Annotated in this window: 17 protein-coding genes and 1 riboswitch; of the genes, 6 read left to right on the top strand and 11 right to left on the bottom strand. The window is 60.8% G+C overall.

From position 1 onward, the window contains the following. Nucleotides 1-63 precede the first annotated feature (63 nt). The 5 genes from ACSQ2Z_RS17110 to ACSQ2Z_RS17130 form a co-directional block, all read right to left on the bottom strand. Entirely contained in the window at nt 64-888 is an 825-nt protein-coding gene (locus ACSQ2Z_RS17110; protein WP_436082288.1) for an isocitrate lyase/PEP mutase family protein, read from the bottom strand. A 258-nt stretch (nt 889-1146) separates the two neighbouring features. Next, nucleotides 1147-3249 carry a methyl-accepting chemotaxis protein McpU gene (gene mcpU, locus ACSQ2Z_RS17115; protein WP_436082289.1) on the bottom strand — a complete coding sequence of 701 codons (2103 nt, stop codon included), beginning with the start codon at nt 3247-3249 and terminating at the stop codon, nt 1147-1149. 348 nt (nt 3250-3597) lie between these two features. Then, nucleotides 3598-4686, bottom strand: a complete 1089-nt coding sequence (locus ACSQ2Z_RS17120; RefSeq protein ID WP_436082290.1) for an extracellular catalytic domain type 1 short-chain-length polyhydroxyalkanoate depolymerase — start codon at nt 4684-4686, stop codon at nt 3598-3600. 136 nt (nt 4687-4822) lie between these two features. Next, complete coding sequence (locus ACSQ2Z_RS17125) at nt 4823-5575, bottom strand: crotonase/enoyl-CoA hydratase family protein (protein WP_436082291.1); 753 nt, start codon at nt 5573-5575, stop codon at nt 4823-4825. A 104-nt stretch (nt 5576-5679) separates the two neighbouring features. Next, the gene (locus tag ACSQ2Z_RS17130) at nt 5680-7461 is read right to left on the bottom strand and encodes an acyl-CoA dehydrogenase (protein ID WP_436082292.1); all 1782 of its coding nucleotides are present in this window, start codon (nt 7459-7461) and stop codon (nt 5680-5682) included. A 207-nt stretch (nt 7462-7668) separates the two neighbouring features. Here ACSQ2Z_RS17130 and ACSQ2Z_RS17135 point away from each other — a divergent pair, with 207 nt between their 5' ends. Further along, nucleotides 7669-8664 carry a transporter gene (locus ACSQ2Z_RS17135; protein ID WP_436082293.1) on the top strand — a complete coding sequence of 332 codons (996 nt, stop codon included), beginning with the start codon at nt 7669-7671 and terminating at the stop codon, nt 8662-8664. 58 nt (nt 8665-8722) lie between these two features. Here the strand turns inward: ACSQ2Z_RS17135 and ACSQ2Z_RS17140 are convergent, their stop codons facing one another. After that, nucleotides 8723-9199: a BA14K family protein gene (locus ACSQ2Z_RS17140; protein ID WP_436082294.1), complete on the bottom strand. Its 477-nt coding sequence runs from the start codon at nt 9197-9199 to the stop codon at nt 8723-8725. Nucleotides 9200-9477: 278 nt separating this feature from the next. Between ACSQ2Z_RS17140 and ACSQ2Z_RS17145 the strand changes: the two genes are divergently transcribed. Then, on the top strand, nt 9478-10455 hold the full coding sequence (locus ACSQ2Z_RS17145; RefSeq protein WP_436082295.1) for a glycoside hydrolase family 25 protein: 978 nt from the start codon (nt 9478-9480) through the stop codon (nt 10453-10455). Between the two features lie 241 nt (nt 10456-10696). Here the strand turns inward: ACSQ2Z_RS17145 and ACSQ2Z_RS17150 are convergent, their stop codons facing one another. The 3 genes from ACSQ2Z_RS17150 to ACSQ2Z_RS17160 all read right to left on the bottom strand — a co-directional run bounded on the left by ACSQ2Z_RS17150 (nt 10697) and on the right by ACSQ2Z_RS17160 (nt 13790). After that, a complete protein-coding gene (locus ACSQ2Z_RS17150; protein ID WP_436082296.1) occupies nt 10697-11002 on the bottom strand; it encodes a DUF982 domain-containing protein in 306 nt (101 codons plus the stop codon). 450 nt (nt 11003-11452) lie between these two features. Further along, on the bottom strand, nt 11453-12544 hold the full coding sequence (locus ACSQ2Z_RS17155) for a 2Fe-2S iron-sulfur cluster-binding protein (protein ID WP_436082297.1): 1092 nt from the start codon (nt 12542-12544) through the stop codon (nt 11453-11455). A 1-nt stretch (nt 12545) separates the two neighbouring features. After that, nucleotides 12546-13790 carry an aromatic ring-hydroxylating oxygenase subunit alpha gene (locus ACSQ2Z_RS17160; RefSeq protein ID WP_436082298.1) on the bottom strand — a complete coding sequence of 415 codons (1245 nt, stop codon included), beginning with the start codon at nt 13788-13790 and terminating at the stop codon, nt 12546-12548. Between the two features lie 117 nt (nt 13791-13907). Then, nucleotides 13908-14105: riboswitch (cobalamin riboswitch) on the bottom strand. Between the two features lie 350 nt (nt 14106-14455). Here ACSQ2Z_RS17160 and ACSQ2Z_RS17165 point away from each other — a divergent pair. After that, nucleotides 14456-15061: a DUF6656 family protein gene (locus ACSQ2Z_RS17165; protein ID WP_436082299.1), complete on the top strand. Its 606-nt coding sequence runs from the start codon at nt 14456-14458 to the stop codon at nt 15059-15061. Nucleotides 15062-15183: 122 nt separating this feature from the next. Here the strand turns inward: ACSQ2Z_RS17165 and ACSQ2Z_RS17170 are convergent, their stop codons facing one another. Next, nucleotides 15184-16245 carry a diguanylate cyclase domain-containing protein gene (locus tag ACSQ2Z_RS17170; RefSeq protein WP_436082300.1) on the bottom strand — a complete coding sequence of 354 codons (1062 nt, stop codon included), beginning with the start codon at nt 16243-16245 and terminating at the stop codon, nt 15184-15186. Nucleotides 16246-16463: 218 nt separating this feature from the next. Between ACSQ2Z_RS17170 and ACSQ2Z_RS17175 the strand changes: the two genes are divergently transcribed. The 3 genes from ACSQ2Z_RS17175 (at nt 16464) to ACSQ2Z_RS17185 (ending at nt 19319) form a co-directional block, all read left to right on the top strand. Then, nucleotides 16464-17456, top strand: coding sequence for an L-threonylcarbamoyladenylate synthase (locus tag ACSQ2Z_RS17175; RefSeq protein ID WP_436082301.1), 993 nt, complete (start codon nt 16464-16466; stop codon nt 17454-17456). A 98-nt stretch (nt 17457-17554) separates the two neighbouring features. After that, a complete protein-coding gene (locus tag ACSQ2Z_RS17180) occupies nt 17555-17788 on the top strand; it encodes a hypothetical protein (protein WP_436082302.1) in 234 nt (77 codons plus the stop codon). Between the two features lie 100 nt (nt 17789-17888). Next, nucleotides 17889-19319 carry an FAD-binding oxidoreductase gene (locus tag ACSQ2Z_RS17185; RefSeq protein ID WP_436082303.1) on the top strand — a complete coding sequence of 477 codons (1431 nt, stop codon included), beginning with the start codon at nt 17889-17891 and terminating at the stop codon, nt 19317-19319. A gap of 9 nt (nt 19320-19328) precedes the next feature. Here ACSQ2Z_RS17185 and ACSQ2Z_RS17190 read toward each other — a convergent pair whose 3' ends face one another. Next, nucleotides 19329-21635, bottom strand: coding sequence for a DUF1217 domain-containing protein (locus ACSQ2Z_RS17190; RefSeq protein ID WP_436082304.1), 2307 nt, complete (start codon nt 21633-21635; stop codon nt 19329-19331). Between the last annotated feature and the right edge of the window lie 240 nt (nt 21636-21875).

Raw genomic sequence — 21875 nt, forward strand, 5'->3', positions numbered from 1 at the left:
GCAATGTTCACTTTCTATTGAAGCCCCTCAACGCCCCAGAAATAGAAGGCACGGCTTTCACCACTAAGCTTTCGTCGCGCCGGAAAAAAAGCCTTCCAGCTCCGCAAAACCCATCGCTGCGTCGGAGAACCGAAAGGTGCCCCCCGATTTCATTTCCCGCGCGGCATTCACGAATGCTCCGAATGCGAGTCTCACCAAGGCGGAACCGACACTGATACGTTTGACACCGGCCTCCGCCAGTTCCGTTACGCTGAACGTTGCCCCAGGCATGCCCATCACAACGTTGACTGGCTTTGTCACAGCGCGACATACTGCCTTTATCGTGGCGAGGTCGTGCAGTCCCGGAGCATACAATACGTCGGCTCCGGCCTTTTCGAATGCCAGTAACCTTCGAATCGTGTCATCCAGATCGGTGCGGCCCCACAAGAAATTCTCACACCTTGCCGTCAGCACAAAATCATGCGGCAAGGATCGACGTGCCTCTACGGCGGCCTCGATCCGTTCGACCGCCAAGGAAAAATCGTAGATTGGATCATTAGGGCGGCCGGTGTGATCTTCGAGCGAGCCGCCAGCCAAACCGATTTCAGCAGCGGCGCGGATCGTCGCCGCCGCACTTTCTGGACTATCACCAAAACCCTTTTCGAGATCAGCGGAAACCGGCAGCGGCGTTGCCGAAACGATGGCGCGGCAGTGACTGAGGGTTTCCTCTGGGGACACGCGGCCTTCCGCCACGCCAAAGGAAAATGCCATGCCAGCGCTGGTAGTTGCAAGCGCACGAAAACCCAAAGCGGCTAAAATGCGCGCCGTCCCGACATCCCAAGGATTGGGGATGATGAATGCTCCAGCGTCCTCGTGTAGCATTCGAAATGTCCTGCCTTGATCTGTCATCACTTCTCCCAATCTTCATATTCCCAATTTCGTCAGAACATGACGCAAAATCCAGAACAAATAAAGAACATTTTTAAGGAAGCGATTTTCAAAGAAACCCGATTGTAGGCGATGTTTTCGCCTGATTGTTGCAACAACGGAATTCACCCGCAGCAGGGTCGCTGCGGGTGGATTCCGTTGTTATTCGGATCAGATTTCCCCATTTATCCTAGTGGTTAGGATTTTTGGCGGCCCCTCGCGATCCGTTTATTCCGCCTGTCAGGCCGCGCGGCGACCATATACCTGTTGCCTCGCAACAGGTGCCACCTGGCCATCACCCAGATTGAACTGCGAGAGCAGTTCGTTGAGCGCCGCAGCCTCAGAGGCCAGGCCGTGGCTGGCGGCCGTCTGTTCTTCCACCATGGCAGCATTCTGCTGGGTGCCCTGGTCCATGGTGTTGACAGCCGTGTTGATTTCCTGAAGGCCGGTCGACTGTTCGCGGGTTGCGGTCACGATGGCGCTGATATGGGTATTGATCTCCTGAACCTCGGAGACGATCGCCTGCAGCGACTTGCCGGTTTCGCCGACGAGCGTCACGCCGGCACGAACCTGCTGGCCGGACGTGGTGATCAGCGCCTTGATCTCCTTGGCGGCATTGGCCGAGCGCTGGGCGAGTTCACGCACTTCCTGGGCGACGACGGCAAAACCCTTGCCTGCATCTCCGGCCCGGGCTGCCTCGACACCTGCATTGAGCGCCAGCAGATTGGTCTGGAAGGCGATGTCGTCGATCACACCGATGATGTTGCTGATCTCGCCGGAGGACTTCTCGATGCCCTGCATGGCGCTGACGGCGTTGCGAACCACTTCACCGGACTTTTCAGCTCCGGCGCGGGTGCGGGCGACCAGCTGGCCGACTTCCTCGGCGCGGCGGGCCGAATCTTTGACCGTCGTGGTGATCTCCTCAAGCGCCGCGGCGGTTTCCTCGACGGAGGCGGCCTGCTGCTCGGTGCGGCGGGCGAGATCGTCGGCGGCATGGCGGATTTCACTGGCGCCGGCATCGATTGCCCGGGCGTTGGTTCCGACAGCCTGAAGCGCGTCGTGGAGCTTGGCGACGGAGTTATTGAAGTCGGCGCGCAGGCGGTCGAGATGCGAGACGAAGGGGACGGAGATGCGGTAACCGAGGTCACCATCGGCAAGACGGCCGAGACCGGTTGCCAGCGCTTCGACGGCCTGCTGGATGTCAGCGGTTTCCTTCGCCTTCAGCGCTTCACGCTCGCGGCGCTCCTGTTCGGATAGCGAACGGCCGGCTTCGGCTTCACCTTCGAGACGCACGCGCTCGATGGCATTTGTGCGGAAGACGGCGACGGCGGCAGCCATTGAGCCGATCTGGTCGCGACGTTCCTGGCCGGGGATTTCAGCCTTCAGGTCGCCGCTGGCAAGCCGCTCCATCGCGCCGGTCATATCGGTGACCGGGCGGATAACGAGACGGCTGAGCAACGTCGCAAGGAAGCCGATCATCACGGCGACGGCGAGAAGCGTTGCAATGGCGGCGGCGATCCGGAACTGGCCAATGGCGGAATAGGCGACATCAGCATCGACAGCGAAACCGACATACCATTCGACCGAGGGCAGGCCCGCAACCGGCACGAAGCTGACGAGCATCGGCTTGCCGTCAAGCTCGGTTTGCGTGATCGAAGAGCCGATCGATGGCGTGGTCGCCGGGAAGGCGTCGGCGAGCGTCTTGGTAACGAGCTTCGCCTCCGGGTGAACGAGGATCTGGCCCGACTTGTTGACGAGGAAGGCAAAACCTTCGCCGCCGACATCGACGGACTTGATCATGTCGACGAGGGTCTTGAGCGAAAAATCGCTGCCTGCGATGCCAAACAGCTTGCCATCGCGCTTGACCGGAGTGGCCGCGCTGATGATGAGGTCGCCGCTCGATGCGTCGATATAGGGATCGGTCAGCACGCTGCTATCGGCCTTGGCGGCCTGCTGATACCACGGGCGCTTGCGCGGATCATAATCCGCCGGCAGCGGCAAATCCGGCCAGCTGGTGAATTTTCCGGTCTCATCGCCGACATAGGTGCTGAGGAATTCCTTCTCCAGAACACCATTCTTGAGCGCGCCTTCGAGGCCTGCCTGATCGGCGGCGTTGCCGGCAGCGTTGGCTGCCATCGCCGTCAGCGTGACGCGGCCGTTCAGCCAGTTGGCAACGCTCTGGGCCGCCTGCTTGCCGGAGGATGAGATGTTTTCCTCGACCGCACGTGTCGTCACATCATGCTGGAGACTGTCGATATAAACGGAGAAGCCGGCAAAGGCGGCGACGACAACGAAGGACGCGGCGACGAGGATGCGCGTCATCAGGTTCGATCTTTTGGACAAGGCAGGCTTCCTTATTGCGGTGCGGCTTTTGTGCAAGCGGAATCGCCACCGGAGCGATAGCGCGGAGTCATTCCTACAGCGCCGCGCGTCTTATCAGACGCGCAAAGGTCGCTGTAGCGCTTTGAATTGCTGCATGATTTTATCCTTAGATCGAATAGGATCTAAGGAATTATGCAGGAGATTTGCAAAGTGAAGACATGCCCGAAAGGGCGAGGGGCAGCACGCGTCATGCGGCCTGGCAGGAACCGGACGTGCCGGGACCCGTGATAGCTCGACCATATCGGGCCGTACTTAAGGCACCGTTAAATTTTCATGGCCGGAAAAACGAGGATTTCAAGGATATTTCGCCTATTCGGCTGCCTGTCTCAGGGCCGACAGCAGGACCGGTTTTTTCAGCCCCCAGGCGGTCGCGAGATGCATCGACGAGGAAATGCCGGCATCAAGCATGAAGGGACCCGGTGTATCCGCCATCATCCGTGAGGCGGGTCTCGGCTTCAACGGCGTGCCATGCCCCATCCCCTCGATCAGGTAGAATTCGACCGCGACCTTCCCGGTAGCCGTCTTCCAGACGCGGCGGATGTGACCATCGACCGCACTCTGCGTGAAAGCATCGCGTTCCAAACCATGCACATCGAGCCATTGCTGCAGCAGCGCCTCTGCATTCGACAGCGAGACGGTGTGATCCCGCGTCCCGTGCCAGATGGAAACCGTGGGAAAATCGCGATTTACAGGCGATGCGGCGCGCACGAGATTACCCCATTCCTGCGGTGTCCGCTCCGGCGCATTCTTCATGGCGTCAAGCGCCCGCTGCACGTCACGGGCTGCGCCATAGGGCAGGCCGGCAATGATGCCACCGGCGCGAAACACTTCGGGATAGGCAGCGAGCATCGCCGCCGTCATCGCGCCACCAGCCGAGAGGCCGGTGACGAACACGCGCTTGCGGTCGATGCCGTGGGTCGATGCCATCTTGGCGACCATCTGGTGGATCGACATCACCTCGCCGCGATCGCGCGCGACATTGCTCGGGCGGAACCAGTTGAAACAGAGATTGGGGTTGTTGGAACGCTTCTGTTCGGCATAAACGACGGCAAAGCCGCGTTCCCGCGCCAGCGTCGACCAGCCGCTGCCCTGATCATAGGCTTCAGCCGACTGATGGCAGCCGTGCAGAACGACGACGAGCGGCGATGTCTTCGGCAGGCCTGCAGGGACATAGCGCAACATGCGCAAATGGCCGGGATTGCTGCCGAATGCCTTGACCTCTTCCAGCCTGCCGGCCGATCTCGGCTTTACCATTGCCGGGACTGGCGACGATGCCGGTGCCGACGTGGCAGAGACAAGCGCCTTGCGCGTGACCTTGACAGCCTTGGCGAGGGTCCTTTCCCAGCGCCGGTGCTGCCTGAGCATGTCGGTGAGGGAAAGGTTGAAACGAGACCGCATGGACGAATCCTTGATTTGCCGGCACGCCTCCCATGCCGAAATTCCTCCACGCAACAGGCTGCAATATGGGGCTCATCCCGGCATCCGGCAAGGCAGGGCCGCAGATAATCGCCTTGGACCAATCGTCGCGCGTCACTCAGCGGCGCATGAAAGCCTCGAAGGCGGCGCGCGCTTCGGCGCTCTTCAGTTGCGCGGAAAAGTGTCTTGCCTCTTCGTCAATACGCGCAAGCACGTCGGACCGATCTCCGCGAATCAATTGGCGGGCAATGCGCAGAGCTTCCGGCGGTTTCCTGGCGAGGTTCGCGGCGAGCGCCAGAACCTCGCCCTCGATCGCGTCGGCGCCGGTAATCTTCCAGATCAGGCCGGCCTCCTGCGCTTCCTCGGCCGTAAACGGCTCGCCCGCGGCCAGAAGCGCAAAGGCGCGCTGGTGGCCGGCGATGCGCGGCACGATGAGGCTGGAGGCTGCCTCCGGCACCAGCGCCAGATCGACGAAGGGCGTCTTGAAGACAGAGCGTGCAGAGGCGATCGTCAGGTCGCAGTGGAGGTGAATGGTGGCGCCGATGCCGATCGCCAGGCCATCGACACCGGAGACGACGGGCTTGGCGGCCCCTGCCAGCGCGCGCAGGAAATCGAGCACCTCCTGCCCCATGGTTCCGCCCATGGCAAAGGCCATGAAATCGGCCATGTCGTTGCCGGCCGAAAAGCAGCCTTCGGTTCCGAGAAAGGCGGTGACGCGGACGGCGTTATCGGTGCCGGCGACGGTCAGCGCATTGGCCATCTTGGCGTACATCGCCCTGGTGATGGCATTCTTCTTGGCCGGCCGGTTGAAGCGGATGAGCTGAACGCCGGGATAGTCTTGCGGCCGCTCGATCAGAACGTCGTCGGTCATGGCAGTCTCCTTCAGGGCCAAATGTTCAGGCCACGTGTTCGGGGGCCAAGTGGTCAGGCCAAGTGATCAGGCAAGTTGGTCGGGCCAGTGGTCAGGCCAGGTGGTCAGGCAAGGGCGATGCGGGCGGCGGCAAGGCTTGCCGCGCCGTTGATAATGCTGCTCCTGAGTGCTGCAGTTTCGGACAGCAGGTTCTCGGCGGCGAAACGGCAGAGAGCGATGCGGGCATCGCGGCTGCCCTCGCCCGCCTCCGCCAGACCGCCCTTGGCGAGGTAGATACCGGTCAATGCCAGGCCGAACAGCCGCTGATAGGCCGTGGCGCCGGCGAGCGCCTCGGCGGATTTGCCTTCGGCCAGACGGGCGAGCAGCCACTCGGTCGCCGCTTCAAGATCAGTGATCGCGTCATTGAGGCAGCGGCCGGTCTCGCCGAAACCGGCAAGGTTCGAGGCGCCTACCGCCTCGGCAACCGTCTTCAGTTCCCGGATGAAGCCGCGCACGTGACCGCCATCGGACAAAGGCAGTTTGCGGGTCACAAGATCGATGGCCTGGATGCCGTTGGTGCCCTCGTAGATCGGCGCGATCCGGGCGTCGCGCAGATAGCGCGCAGCACCGGTCTCCTCGATGAAGCCCATGCCGCCATGGACCTGGATGCCCATCGAGGCGACATCGACGCCGACATCGGTGCCGAAAGACTTGGCAATCGGCGTCAAGAGGCTGGAGCGTTCCTGCCAGTAACGCGCGACCTCGCCTTCCGATACATGCGCCCGGTCGACAGCGCGGGCGCAGACGAAAGCGATGGCGCGCGCACCCTGCGTCAGCGCCTTCATGGTCAAAAGCGTGCGGGCGATATCCGGATGTTCGATGATCTGGCTCATGCCCGTTCCCTTCCAGCCAGGCGCCTTGCCCTGCGTGCGTTCGCGGGCATAGTTGAGCGCGTGCTGGGTTGCCGCATCCGCCATCGCAACACCCTGGATGCCAACGGCAAGGCGCGCGTTGTTCATCATCGTGAACATGCAGTTGAGGCCCTTGTTCTCTTCGCCGACCAGATAGCCGATAGCGCCCTTCTCGTCGCCAAACCTGCCGTCGCCATAGACCATGGTGCAGGTCGGCGAGGCATGGATGCCGAGCTTGTGTTCGAGCGAATGGCAGAACAGATCGTTGCGCGGGCCAAGCGAGCCATCCTCATTGACGAGAAATTTCGGCACGAGGAACAACGAGATGCCGCGCGTACCGTCCGGCGCGCCGGCAAGGCGGGCAAGCACCAGATGGACGATGTTGCCGGTCATCTCGTGCTCACCCCAGGTGATGAAAATCTTCTGGCCGAAAATGCGGTAGGTGCCGTCGTCGCGGCGTTCGGCGCGGGTTTTCAGGACGCCGAGATCGGAGCCGGCATGCGGCTCCGTCAGGTTCATCGTACCGGTCCATTCACCGGAAATCATCTTGGCGAGGAACATCGATTTCAGCGCATCGGAACCGTGCTTTTCCAGCGCATCGACGGCGCCCATGGTCAGCATCGGCGCGAGCGCGAAGGCCATGGAGCCAGCATTCCAGAATTCCATCGTGGCGATATGCAGCATATGCGGCAAGCCCTGGCCGCCGAACTCCTCCGGTGCCGTCAGGCTGTTCCAGCCGCCTGCTGCCCAGTTACGGTAGAGATCGCTCCAGCCATCCGGCGCCCTGACCTTGCCATCGATCAGCTTCGAACCCTGCTTGTCGCCGATATCGGCGAGCGGCGCCACTTCCTCGTTGGCGAAGCGGCCGGCCTCACCAACAATGGCATCAACGAGGTCCTCGTCCAGATCGCCGAAAACGCCCTCGGCCAAGTCCTCGCTAAGGCCGGCCACCTGCTTGAGCGTGAACAGAACGTCGTCCACCGGTGCCTTGTACATTGTCGTCTCCTCCTGCAATCACATGACAACATGGCCGCCCGACAGTCCAGCAATGGCATGTTCGTTGGCTCGAGAAATTATTGATTTTTACGTAAACGTCAATATTCGATTGTTCAGCGAATGGAGGACGCAATGGCCGGCCCGTAACAAAACTGTCATGAAACCTGAATAAAGCGAAGTCCGGCCTCCTCCCGGGATCACGCCTAAATGAATCTCATCTCCTCGGAAATCCCAGGCCTCGTCTGGGGCTATCGTTTTCTGCCGCGCGACAGCCGCTGCCTGCGGATCGCCACCGATTCCTCCATCGATGCGCTGATGGAAGGCGAAGGGTGGGTCTGGCTGCATCTGGCGCTCAGCGATGCCCGTACCCCTGCCCTTATCGAACGTATCACCACCACCCTGCCGCAGAGCGCGCTTTCGACGCTGGCCAGCCATGACACGCAGGCGGCCGTCACCGTCTCAGACGACATGGTCTATGGCACGCTGGTCGATTTCGAGCGCACCTTCGACGCCGAGACGAAGACCATCGGCTGGCTGCATTTCGCCGTGACCGAAAAGATCATCATCACCACGCGGCTGCATCCGCTGCGCAGCATCGACCGGGTCAAGGTCGCCGTCGAGAAGAACGCCCGCTGCGCCCGGCCGATCGATCTGTTCGAAATGATGGTGGTCGAGTTCCAGCGCACCCTGATCAGCCTCGTGCTGGAGCTGACCGAAGACCTCAACGTCATCGAGGACGACGTCTATGGCGAGGCGGGCCACAACCACCAGCCGCGGCTGGCCCCGCTGCGGCGAACGGCCGTGCGCCTGCACCGGCATCTGCGCACGCTGCTGGCCTTGTTGCGGCGCGCCGGAACCTCGGAGGAGGATGAAGTGCCGCCGGGCTTCAGCGACGTCGCGGAGCGCCTGTCAGACCGGCTGGAATCCGTCGATCGCGATGTTTTTGCACTGCAGGAACGCGCCCGCCTGCTGCATGAAGAAATCGACAGCAAGCTGTCCTCGGAAACCAACCGCCATCTCTACATCCTGTCGCTGATGACGGCGTTCCTGCTGCCGCCGACGCTGGTCACCGGCTTCTTCGGCATGAACACCAGCAGCCTGCCGTTTGCGGGCGGCGCGCACGGCACATTGCTCGCCGGGTTGTTCATCCTGCTCTCGATGGGCCTTGCCTGGACGATCCTCAGGCGGATCGGAATTCTCTGACACGCGCAAAAAAAGCCGGAGACAAATGCCTCCGGCCAGTTGGTGCGTGTAGGCGACATCAATACGGCGAAATGCACTGCCTGCGCGGGCCGCCATATGGCTGATACGTGTTGTCGTAAGCGCGGTAGCTGCGATAACGGTTGTAGCACCATTCGACATGGCTGCCGCCGTAGCGCACAGGCGGCCGGGCAATGGCGCCGCCGATGATCGCGCCGGCCGTGAAAGCTGCGAGCGGGAACCAGAAGCCGTTGTATTCGCGGTAGCCCGGGCGGTAGTAGCGATAGCCGCGATGACCGCGGTAGTAGCTGTAACCGCCGCGGCGGTAATATCCATCGTAGCCGCGGCGACGCTGGCCGTCGCGATCACGCCACCGTTCCTCGTCACCGCGATAATACTGCACGGCCTGGACATCACTTGCGCGCTCTGCCTTTACCGGTACCGGAATCTGGGGGAAAGCCTGCGATGGAGTGAAAGACGTCGCCAGCATCATGGCCGAGAGGGCCACCGACGCCATTTTTAATCCGAAAACACCCATGGGTTTCTCCATTCGATTTTGTTGTCGACAAGATCGTCTTGCGCAATGAACGGTCCGCGGGCTTTTTTGTTCCGCGAACTACCACAGATAAGCACGTCCGCCGAATTCGCGAGAGACGTGTTGCAACTCCAAGCATTCACTCCTATGCGGCCAGTCGCAGGGGCTTTTGACTTGCCGGCGATTTCCGAACGGCGCAATCGAAGGGCGTCGAGGCGAAAATCGCCCGCAAGGCTCGAGGCATTAACACTCGGTTAACCCTGTTTCAGCACCCTCTTGTGATGGAAAAGCGCCGGTCTATCAGCTTGGGCATGTTTTTCCGCCTCGCCGCTATCCTCGGCGTCGCGCTGTTTTCTCTCGGGGTTGAAGCGCGCGACATCATGCCGTGGAAGTCCAGGGACAATGCGCTCGTCATCGACGCCTACGAGATGAACATCATCGACTGGGATGAGATGCTGAGGGACAAGCGCATCGCCGGCTTCATCTCCAAGGCGTCGGACGGCCTGCCGGAGAGTTTCGCCTGCACGGGAGATCATGGCGGCGATACCGTCGCCCACTGCAAGACGATGTGGCGGAAATATGCGGTCAGCCGCGAGCTCTACCAGACACGGCGGCTCATTGCCCGTGCAAACGGCTTGCTCTGGGGTGCCTATCACCTCGCCCGCCCCGGCAATCCGATCGATCAGGCCAATCATTTCCTCGACTATGCCGACCCCCGCGACGACGAATTGATGGTGCTCGACATCGAAGGCATCGACACGGAAAGATACATGTCCTTGGAGGATGCCGCCATTTTTGCCGGCCATATCAGGACCCGCACCGGCCGCTATCCGATGCTCTATACCAACCACGCGACCGCCAAATACATCGCCGCCAACCGCGACCGTTTCCCGATCCTGTCGCGCCTGCCGCTCTGGTATGCCCGCTACAAGCCTGGCATCCGCAATGTCTTCCCGATGGGAAACTGGGACGGTTACGCGCTCTGGCAGTTCTCCTCGGCGGCGAATTGCGGCAAGCGGCGCTGCCCCTACCGCGTCGCCGGAACCCTGACCGACATCGACGTCAACGTGGCAGCGATGACTGCCAAGGCCCTCAAGGCCGTATGGGCGAAGGGTGAACTCCTGCCGGCAAAACCGCTCGACAAGCCGTTACTGATCGCCACCGGCAAAGGCAGCATCTCCGCAGGCGCAGGCATTGGCGTCGATCTGACTCTGACGGGATCAATCCACCGGGTTTCAGGCGCCCTGGCTTTGCGGTAGGACACGGGCGATTTTCCAGCCGCTACAGCGCCGCGCGTCAAACATGACGCGCAAAGGACGCTGTAGCACTTTGAACCTGCTGCATAATTTTGTCCTTAAATCGATTCCGATTTAAGGAATTATGCAGTTGTCGAACGGGGTGGCACGAGGCTCATCTCCCTCAGTCTCTCATCCCCCTCGGCGATCTCTCCTCGATGGGGCATTGGCGGCGGCGGCCGTTGCCACCGCCGTTTGCTCGATACTACACGGCCGCCGAGGCCCCGCGTTGATGTGATCGACCGTAGGGAAGCGGCGCTGCCATGATTGCCGGCATGCTTGCCTCCAGGCATGCGGCAATGAACGCCTCTCGTGCCACCGCCGCCGGCGTCATCCGGTTCAGCGCCCGCCTGCAGGAGGAGACGGCGCAATCGTAGCGCTCTCCTCGCTTCAACGGCCATTCGTTTTCCAGGAAATCAAGGGCTTCATAGACGCTGCCGAACGTCCGTTCCAAACCGGAGCGTAAGGTAACTTTCAGTGGATGGTTCCACGGGACATCGCGAATAGTCATCTTTTTTCCTCCTTTTTGGCTACCTCTTCGCGGGTATCGGAGGATAATATTGGTAACGAAATCAGACCTTTCAAGGGGCTCTTCAGCGGTCCGGAACTGCCGGGACCAGACAATCGAAGGCCCCCTCCTACCAGGAAGGGGCCAAAGGCATACGTTCTGAAATCGGCGCAAGATACGTGTCTCTTGCATATCGGATTTTACTCTATCGTCGCGCTTCAACAAGTAACGTTTTCCGACAGAGGGTGTTCTGTCCGTTACTGAAGATGCCGGAATGGGATTTCGTTGCGGTGCGGCGACGTTCCGCTGGTGGCGAGGTAAGCCGTGTCCTCAGCCTGATTTCGGGGCTTCGTCAGCGGCACGCCCTTTTTCCTGCCAGGCTGGTTCATGGATTGGTGTTGATGCCCCATGCCGGGGCACCACCCTCACATGTCCATCCGGTCAAGCCTGCCCTCACGCCTCGATCTGCACATCCCCCAATGGCCGCGAACAGCAGGCGAGGATATAACCTTCATCGATTTCGTCGTCGAGGATGCCGCCATTGTGGTGCATCTCGACCTCGCCGGAGACCTTCATGACGCGGCAGGTGCCGCAGAGGCCGCCTTCGCAGGCGGCACCGATGCGAACGCCTGCAGCGCGAGCCGTCTGCAGGATGGTCTGGCCGGGCTGGCACCTGGCCTCCTTGCCAGCCATCGTGAAGGTGACGGTGGCGGCGGCGGCATCGACCTCGGTCCCTCCCCCGATCACGAAGTCTTCAGCCGCCGGTGCCGTCGCCGGCTGGAAGCTTTCCTCGTGATAGCGGTTCATGTCGAAGCCGACGCTTTCCAGCATCGACTTCACGCCGCGCATGAAAGGTTCCGGCCCGCAACAGAAGACGGTGCGGTCGCGGAAATCCGGCGCAAGCAGAGCGAGCTTCGAGGTTTCGATGCGGCCGCGCAGACCATGCCAGCCGTGGCGCGGTGCATGCGTCTCGACGATGAAGCCGAGATTGAGCTTCGGCATGTTGCGCGAGATGTTCTCGAGCTCGTCACGGAACAGCAGATCGTCCGGCTGGCGGGCGCAGGAGAGGAAGGTCACGTCGGTCTGTGGCGCGCAATCAGCCATCCAGCGGGTCATCGACATCATCGGCGTGATGCCGGAGCCCGCTGAGATGAACAGGTACTTTTCGCCCGGATGACGCACGAACGAGAAATCACCGAGCGGGCCGAAGGCCTTCAGTTTCATGCCGGGCTTCAGGTTCTCGAACATCCAGCGCGTGCCGATGCTCGATGCCTGCGCCTTGACGGTCACGGCCACCGAGAAGGGCCGCGACGGCGTCGAAGACAGCGTGTAGGTGCGCATCACCGGATCGTCCGGCTTAACCGGCAGCTCGAGCGTGACGAACTGGCCCGGCAGGTAGCGGAACCAGCTGTCCTTGTCGGCCTTGAAGCCGAAGGTCATCACATCCGGAGCCTCGGCGGTGACGGAGATGCATTCCAGGAGATGCTGCCGGTCGTTGAACGGCAGCAATTCGTCGAAGTGCCGGAAGGATGAAGCAATCGTCATGTCAGGCGACCCGGACCAGAGGGGTGGAGGCTCCATGCAGGCGATCCTGCATGAAATTGACGTACCATTCGACGAACTGCATCACGCCGCCTTCATGCTCCGGCGAATAAGGGCCGGGCTGATAGGCGGGCGAACGGATGCCGAAGGCGTTTTCCTCAACGATCTGGCGATCCTGGTCGTTGGTCTCGGTCCAGACATGAGTCAGTTCCTCGAGGTTATAGTCGACACCTTCGACGGCATCCTTGTGCACCAGCCATTTCGTCGTGACCTGGGTCAGTTCAGGGCCGAGCGGCAGGACGCGGAAGGTGATGGCGTGGTCGGCCAGGATGTGGTTCCAGGTGCTTGGATAGTGGAACATCAGCAGCGTGCCGATATGGCTCTGGCTGACATCGTCGGAGAGCTGGCGCTTGACGGCTCGCTTGCCGGAGATCGTGTAGCTCTCGGCCTCCTGGATCAGCGGCATGCGGGCGATGCGGAACTGGCCGGTCGGCGACATTTTGAATTCGCTTGGCAGGCCTTCGGCTTCGCATTTCGCCCAATGGGCAGCGATGATCGGATCGTCCTTGGCGCCCTGCACGCCGGTCGCGGTCGGCGCTTCCGGATAAGTGCGGCAGAGTTCGGGATGGTTGGCGGCGCAGTGGTAGCACTCGCGGTTGTTTTCCCAGACGAGCTTCCAGTTGCCCTTCTCGATGATCGTGCTTTCGAAGGCGACCTTGGTGTCTTTCAGATTGTGCGGCGTGACATAGGACGACACCATGTCGCGCACCGGCTGGAAATCCATCGGCTCGTCGGCGAGGCAGATGAAGATATAGCCGCCGATCGTTTCGCAATGGATCGGCTTCAGGCTGTGCTGCGTCTTGTCGAAATCCTCGCCCATCTGGCGGGCGAAGAGTAGCTTACCGTCAAGCTCGTAGGTCCACTGGTGATAGGGACAGACGAGCTTGGCCGACGAGCCCTTCTGGCCGGCGCAGACGCGCGAACCGCGGTGGCGGCAGGAATTGTGGAGCGCCCGGACAGCGCCCTGGCGATCGCGGACGACGACGACCGGATAATCGCCGACCTGGACGGTGAAATAGTTGCCGGCCTTCGGGATTTCACAGTCATGGCCGATGAACAGCCAGTCCTTGTACCAGATCTGCTCCATGTCGAGCTTGTAGAGATCGGGGTCGGTGTAGAATGCCTGTTCCAGGCTGTGCCCGTCGCGGCGGGTCTTGAGTTTGCGGAGGACTTCGCTGCGGAGATCCATGTTCGTTTCCTTGTGCTCGCCACTTTTCGGTTGAGCGGACAGGAAAGGAACCACCACCGCGCCGGGAATGCGCGTGGATATGCTGGTTCGCCTTCCGGCTGCCCGCCGCAACCAAGACATCAATTTCGCCACAAGGCTGGTTTCCGGGCTCAGGAGCTGTCCTTTCGGACCATCGCGGCGCCTTCCCGGATCTCTCCAGTGGCCTTTTGCCGAGGTTTCGCTCCACCACCGTTGCGGGGGCAGCGCCGGATTTCGACCGGCTTCCCAATTCTCCGCCCTCCCTATAAAGGCGGCACCTTGAGTGTCTTCATCTAATCTTCCGACGCGGCCGGACAGCCGCCGATTAGCGACATCCGTTTCCAGAATGACGACACATGCACAGCTGCGTTTCCAGACGGCCACATGGCTATTTTATAAGCAGAAACAATGGCGTCTCCTGTTTTTTCGGCAGATGACGCCTTTTCCGCCACGCACCGTCAAATTCTGTGCAGAGACGGTCTCTTTGCGACATATTGCGGCGCCACAGCCCGGTTGAAAGCGCAAGCCTCGCACCATGGCGCGCCGGTAATGCTTGGAAAGACTGCGTTAACCCTCGTAATATAGTTCCTCATAGATATTTCCGCCGACAGTGCATCCAGCACGCTGGCGCAATCTGGTGCAGGCCGATGCCAAACTTGAGATATTTCGACGCTGCTACCGTCAAGAAACGGGTTCAATCGCCGAAATCAGCTGTTCACACAGAGTTCCTGCGCACCGGACGCATCGACCGGCACCAGCAGCAATGGAGTGCCGAGGAAAAGCGCTACCTGACCCATCAGGAAGTGGCCACCCGCACCGGCCGCAGGCTTGAGGCTGCTGGAACGGTGACGCACGAACGCATCAACGGCTTCCATGCCTCCATCCGCTTCCCGAAGCTGATCTTCCATCGCACGCTTTCAGGCAGGCCGCATCTCGGCTATTGCCATGTGACCACGGCACGGACGAAGTTCGCCAAGTTCGACGATGTCCGGTGGTCGTTCTATATCGCCAACTTCTTCTCCGACATCGGCGCCAACGAGCATTTCTTCGAGAAGATCAAGCTGGGCTATTCGCGGATGTATTTTGCCGTCGCGACCGAACTTGATGCGGAAGAAGGCAAGCTGACGCTCAACCGTACCATTCACGACAACGGTCTCCTGTTTCGCACCCGCGATCCGAAAGAAGCCTTGAAGAACGTGCTTTTGCTCGGCGCCTGCAACGAACCGCTTCGCAAGATCATCAGCAGTCTTTGACGCCTTACAGCGCCGCGCGTCAAACCTGACGCGCAAAGGACGCTGTAGCACATTGAGAGTGCTGCATAATTCTATCCTTAAATCGAATCCGATTTAAGGAATTATGCAGTAGCGGCAGCCGCCTATCGCTTGTAGATCAGCCAGTCCCGCCCTGTCGGCTGCTCGTCCTCGCCTCCATGAACGACAGTGTAGTCGCCACCCTTGGCCTGTGCCTTGGCCAGCGCCTTTTCGGCCGCTCCGACGAGATCGAACGCATTGCCGGCACCATGCGACATGCACACACCGACCGAGAGCGTAACACTGCCAAGGCTGCGGCCGGTTTTCGGGTGCTTGAAATGGACACCGCGCAAAGCCGATCGCAGCAGCGCCATCAGGCGGACAACTTCCCGCTCCTCGCCCGCGTTGATCAAAAAGCCGAAGCGGACGCCGTCGAAACGCGCGGCGAGCTCGCTCGGCGGAAAGGCCTGCTGAGCGATGCCGCCGATATGGCGGGCGAGATGATCGGCGATCGCGGCGGCCTGTTCGCCGGACAGCCGCTGGCTGGTGTCCGGCTCGGCAATTGCGACGGCGCAGGACAGCGGCAGGTTGGAATCGGCATAGACCTTGGCGAGCGCCTTGTTGAAGGCGCGGCGGTTGGCCAGGCCCGTGACCGCATCCGAGAATTTCGTCGCCTCGAAATCGGCAAGCTCCTTCTGGACGCCGACGATGACGTTGGATTGCGCCGTGACACTTTGTTCCAACTCGGCATTGTGCGTGACCTGCCGCTCGGTTGCCCGTTTCAGGGCCTGGATCGAGTTCTTTAACGCCGCCTGGCTTGCCTCGTCCGAAACGACGAGCGCCTTCGACGCCTCGCCGATCAGACGGCCATAATCGTCGAGCGAGTTCTTTTCGCGCGAGAGCAAATTCATGAAGTTGCTCATCTCGTCGCGCACGATCGTCGTCGAGCGCGCAAGGACGCTTGCTTCGTGGTGGTGCGGCAGGTATTTGCGGCCGAGTTCGTCGAGTGCGGCCTGCGACTTGTATTTGCCGAGCGCGATGAAGTCCCGCACCAGCTCGGGATTGGCGCCGGCATAGGCCTCGTAGACCAGTTCGTAGTTTCTCGGGACAGCGTCGATGCCCATCTGGTGCATGGCGGTGGCGATGCGCAAGGCAAGGTCGTTCGGCATGGATTTCTTGTTGGCCATTTGCGCTCCGGCAGGGTGTAGAACGCAACATCTAGCATGCCCAACTTTCAGCTCCGCTAATCGAAGCTGTCGCATTTTAAGAAACTTGAAGGGGGCTGTATCGATCGGGCACAGTCAGGGCGACCAGCCGAATGCGCTTGGCAATATCCCGCCGAGCCCTGTAATAGAAACCGCAAAGCCCTGCCCTCACGGACGGCCCTCGATTTTTTGGAAGCTGCATGACCCTCATCATCGACACAAGGACCGAACCGGAGCGCGCATTGGCGGTGGCTTGCGAGACGCTGGCCCAAGGCTTGCCGGTCGCGATCCCGACGGAGACGGTCTATGGCCTGGCAGCCGACGCGACGAACCCGGACGCCATCAGCCGCATCTACGAAATGAAGGGGCGGCCCCGCTTCAACCCGTTGATCTGCCATGTCGCCGATTTTGACATGGCACGGTGTTATGTCGACTTCGACCCGATCTCGCAAAAGCTGGCGCAAGCCTTCTGGCCGGGACCGCTGACGCTGATCCTGCCGATGAAGCCGAGGAGCGGCGTTCACCCGCTTGCCTCCGCCGGTCTCGACACGCTCGGCATCCGCATGCCCGAAGGGTTTTCGCGCGCGGTGATCAAGCGCTATGGCAAGCCGCTGGCAGCCCCGAGCGCCAACACCTCCGGCAAGATCAGCCCCACCAGCGCCGAGCATGTCGCCACCGATCTTGGCGGCAAACTGGCGCTGATCCTCGATGCCGGGCCGGCCGAAATCGGCCTGGAATCGACAATTATCAAGGTCGACGGCGACGAAATCCGGCTGCTGCGGCCGGGCGGGCTCGATGTCGCCGATATCGAAAAACTGACCGGAAAGACCCTGCTGCGACCGGAAACCGCAGGGGCGGCAATCGAGGCGCCGGGCATGCTCGCCTCCCACTACGCACCGGCGGCCGCGGTGCGGTTGAACGCGGCCGATGTGAAGCCGGGCGAAGCATTGATCCGCTTCGGCGGCGCGGCTCTGCCCGGGGAAGAAAAGGCCGCTGTGGTACTTGATCTCAGCCCGTCCGCCAGCCTGCGCGAGGCGGCTGCCAATCTGTTTGCTTATATGAAAAAGGCCGATGCATGCGGCGCCACGACGATTGCCTTCGGACCCATTCCGAGTGAGGGGCTCGGCGAAGCGATCATCGACCGGATTGAAAGGGCAGCTGCGCCAAGGGATATTCCGGAAGCCGCCACATAGCTCCGGTCGAGGCATTGGACCGACTCGGCTTCTCTATATTCAACTTCACTGATATATTTTCCCGGTTGGCCTTTTACGAAAACAGGGAGGGCATGGGCATGATGGCGCCGGCATGGATCTGCGTGATGAGCATAGCCGTGTCAGGGTTTGCAAATAGCCTGCCGGCCGCTCCCTACAGCGACCACGTCCTCGTGAGAGGCGACAGCGATCTGGTGGCACAGGACAAACGGATCGAGAAGATCAAGCGGGGCAATTGCAAGATTGTCCGTAAATGGAAAGGCGACACGTTTACGGAAAAGAAGAAATGCAAGGGAGACAGCCAACCGACCTGAAGGCGCGTGGGATACGCCCCGGTGACGTAATCAGGATCGCATCATCGCAAGGCAAGGAATGGTGGCGTTTCGCAGAGCATGCCTTATAAGTTTCGGCATCATGACCAACATTCTCCCCTCGCCCGACCTCATCGCCCGCCTTGCCGCCATCGTCGGCGACCGCTATGCGCTGACAGGTCAGGCGGAGATTGCACCCTATCTCATCGAATCCCGCGGCCTCTACAAAGGCAACACGCCGCTGGTGCTGAAGCCGGGCAGCGTCGACGAGGTCTCGCAGATCCTCAAGCTCGCCAGCGAAACCGGCGCTGCGATCGTGCCGCAGGGTGGCAATACCGGCCATGTCGCCGGCCAGATCCCGCGCACCGGCGCGGCCGATATCGTCCTGTCGCTGGAGCGGCTGAACCGTATTCGCGATATCGATCCGATCGGCAACGTCATTGTCGCCGACGCAGGGTGTATCCTTGCTGACATCCAGAAGGTAGCGGAAGCGCACAACAGGCTGTTTCCGCTTTCGCTCGGCTCGCAGGGCTCCTGCCGGATCGGCGGCAACCTCTCCACCAATGCCGGCGGCACCGCCGTTCTTGCCTATGGCAACATGCGGCAACTGTGCCTCGGCCTCGAAGTCGTTTTGCCGACCGGCGAGATCTGGGACGGTCTCCGCCGCCTCAAGAAGGACAATACCGGCTACGACCTGCGCGACCTGTTCATCGGCGCCGAGGGAACGCTCGGCGTCATCACCGGCGCGGTGCTGAAGCTGTTTCCGCAACCGCTTGGCCATCAGGTCGGCTTTGCCGGACTGAAAAGCGTTGCCGACGCACTTCCTCTTTTCGACAAGGCATCGAGCCTCTGCGGCGCTGCCCTGACAGGCTTCGAGCTGATGCCGCGGCTTGGCGTCGAGTTCACGGCGAAACACATTCCCGGCGTCCGCGACCCGCTGGACACGGTGCATGCCTGGTATGTGCTGATCGACATCTCGACTTCGGATTCGGCAGAAACTGCCGAGCGGATGATGAGCGAACTGCTGGAGACGGCGATTTCAGGCGGCCTCGTTGAAAATGCAGTGGTGGCCGCCAACGAGGCCCAGCGCAAGAGCCTCTGGCACATGCGCGAAAGCATGTCGCCGGCCCAGAAGCCGGAGGGTGGCTCGATCAAGCATGATGTCTCGGTGCCGGTATCGAGCATCCCGGCCTTCATGGCGGAGGCGGATGCGGCGGTGGTGGCGGCCATTCCCGGCGCCCGCATCTGCGCCTTCGGCCACATGGGCGACGGCAACATCCATTACAACATCTCCCAGCCGGTCAGCGCCGACAAGGACACCTTCATTTCCCGCTGGCCCGAGATGAACGCCATCGTGCATGGCATCGTCATGAAATATAACGGCTCGATCTCGGCGGAACACGGCATCGGCCAGTTGAAGCGCGACGAACTTGCAAAGGTCCGTTCGCCGATCGAGATCGACCTGATGCAGCGCATCAAGCGCGCCTTCGACCCAGCCGGGATCATGAATCCCGACAAGGTGCTGAAAGCCTGACGAACGGAATCAGGCGCCGCCGCTGCGCAGTTGCGAGAGGCTCAGAAGCGTATCGGCACTGATGCCGTTGCGGCCGCTTCCCGACATGATCAATTCAGCGGCCGAGACATCGCTGTTGTTCTCGACGTCATAAAGCGCGGTGAAGCGCACGAGCAGTTTTTCCAGTTTTTCCGGATCGTGCAGGTCTTCAACATCGAGGACCCGATTGATATAGGCATATTGGATATCCACATCGGCGCTCGACATTTCGTCCGGGATGCTGAACGTCGTCTGGATGACCTGAAGCAGCGCGCTGTCGGCCAAAAGATCGTAAGCCGTGCTGACGCCGGAGGCCATGCGGCGGAAGTAGAGCGCAAGGCGCACGCCTGCATTATCCTCGCCCTCCTGTTCTTCCAGCGTCTGGTTGAGGTAGAGATCCTCCGTCTCGAGCAGGCCACGCCTGGTCTGTATCCCGCTTGCCGGCTTTGCCAGATTGCCTTCGCTGTCAAAATTGTAGGAGGCGACGATTTCCTTGAAGATCACCGTGTTCGGCCCGGTGTTGATGAAGCTCTTGGGATCGTCGAAATCGGATTCGAACATCTGCCGGACATCGTCCGAGGTGTACTCCTCCGGATCGAGGCCGGCGGAGACGAGAATGAAATCGACCAGGCGCCGGTTCGACAGCAGATCGCCCAGAGATTCGATCTTCGCGATCTCGGCACTGTAGTACTGTGATTCCTTCGTCGCCTTGGTCTTGTCCTCCTCGGTGCCGAAGCGGCTCTTTTCGACGACATAGGACTTGGCGGTGTTGAGGATTTCCGATTCCGACTGCGCCAGCATCGGCACCCCGAGCGTTCCGTCGGTGTTGAAGCTGAATGCCTTGGCCAGTTCGACGTAGCGGTCATCCTTCAGGGTATAGACATAGCTGTCCGGATCTGCGAGGTCGCTGGTCAGCACCTTCTTCAGCTTACGCGTCGTATCGCCTTCATCGTGAAGGCCGACCGCTGTCAGCGCCAGTTTCATGATCTTGGTGTCAGCAAGCAGATCGTCGACATCCGCCACGACGCCGATCAGGGTCTTGTAGGAGGCGATCAGACTCTCATCGGCGGCTTCGTCCGCGTCGTTATAGCGATCGGTCCAGTAAGCGGAGGTGGTTGCGGTCTGCTCCGCCGTCTGCGCCGTGTCGCCGGAGGCAAGCGTTCCGTCGGTCTGGAAGTTGAATGCTGCGGCGAGTTCCTTGTAAGCGGCGTTGTTTTCGCCGCCTTGCGTATTGGCGTAGCTCGTCGAATCGCCAAGATCGCTGGTCAGGATGTTCTCCATCGTCGACGTCAGGAGGCTCGACGGCAGGCCGTAGGCGATGCGGATATAGGCGAACAACCGGCTATTGCCCAGAATATCGTCGACCGTTGTCACGCTTCCTATGGTCGAACCATAATATTCCTTGTTGAGCTGGGCAGCGGACGAGGAAAGCCGCGGCTGCGCGAAAGCATAGGCCTCGCTGACCGATGCCTTCTGGCTGTCCGTCATCGGCAGATCGCCGGCGGCCAGCGTCCCATCGCCCTGGAAATTGAAGGCGGCGGCAAGCGGTGTATAGTCGGGTGCATTGTCGATCGCTGATTGATATTGGGCGATCAGCTTGCTCGCCGTGCTCGTGCTGTCTGCAAGCTCCGCGGCCGTCGCGCTGGCTGTCACGGCATCGATCTTATCCTGGTAGCCCTGCTCATAGGCCGCCGCCGCCGTATTCACATAGCTGTTCGAGTCGCTGACATCGCTGGTCACCACGCCTTTGAAATGCGCATAGGACATATAGTCCGGGTCGAAGCCGAGCGCCGTCAGGACGTAATTCTTAAGCTTCTCGTTCTGCCAGAGTTGATCGGCGGTCGTGACCGTGTCGATCGCTGCGTTAAAATAGTTCGTGTCGGCCGCAACTGCATCATCGAGATTGGCGATGCTCTGGTTGTAGAGGCCGATAAGCGCATCTTCCTGTGCGTCACTTTGGACCACCTCGGTGGACTGCGAGAAGCTGAAGGCCATCGCGAAATTGCGGTAGCGTTCATCCGTCAGCATGTTGGCGTAGCTATTTTCGTCGGTGAGGTCGCTTTCCATGACCTTGCGCATGAAGGCCTTGGCATAGGTCATGTCTTCGAGGCCATGCGCCTTCATGGCATAGGAATAGAGCCGGTAGTCGTCGAGGAACGCGTCAATCGAGGTGACTTTGCCGATATTCTCTTTGTAGTACTCGGTTTCGCGGGCAACCAGAACCTGCTCGGCAGTGCGCCGAATGCTCGTCTTCATATCGCGGGTAATGAGGTTGTAGTCGATAAAGGTGGAAACCATTGCCGCTCTGCCGATCGCCTGAAATGCCTGACGGAATGCCGTCCGGGCGGGACGCAACGCCGCGCAATGCGGCCATAATCTGCGGCACCATGGCCTTTAAGCCTTGTGCGTGGCTTTTCCGCGGAGCCGCGGCGTCGCGCCTGCGGATCGGCAGAATGCCGCTGATTTTCTTCAGATTTGGGAAACCCTACCGCGTTGGTCTTTGCTAACCATCAGGAAATGCAAAGTTTTTTAACTGCA

Origin of the sequence: Pararhizobium sp. LjRoot235, from assembly GCF_964254145.1 — a bacterium.
Lineage (GTDB): Bacteria > Pseudomonadota > Alphaproteobacteria > Rhizobiales > Rhizobiaceae > Pararhizobium.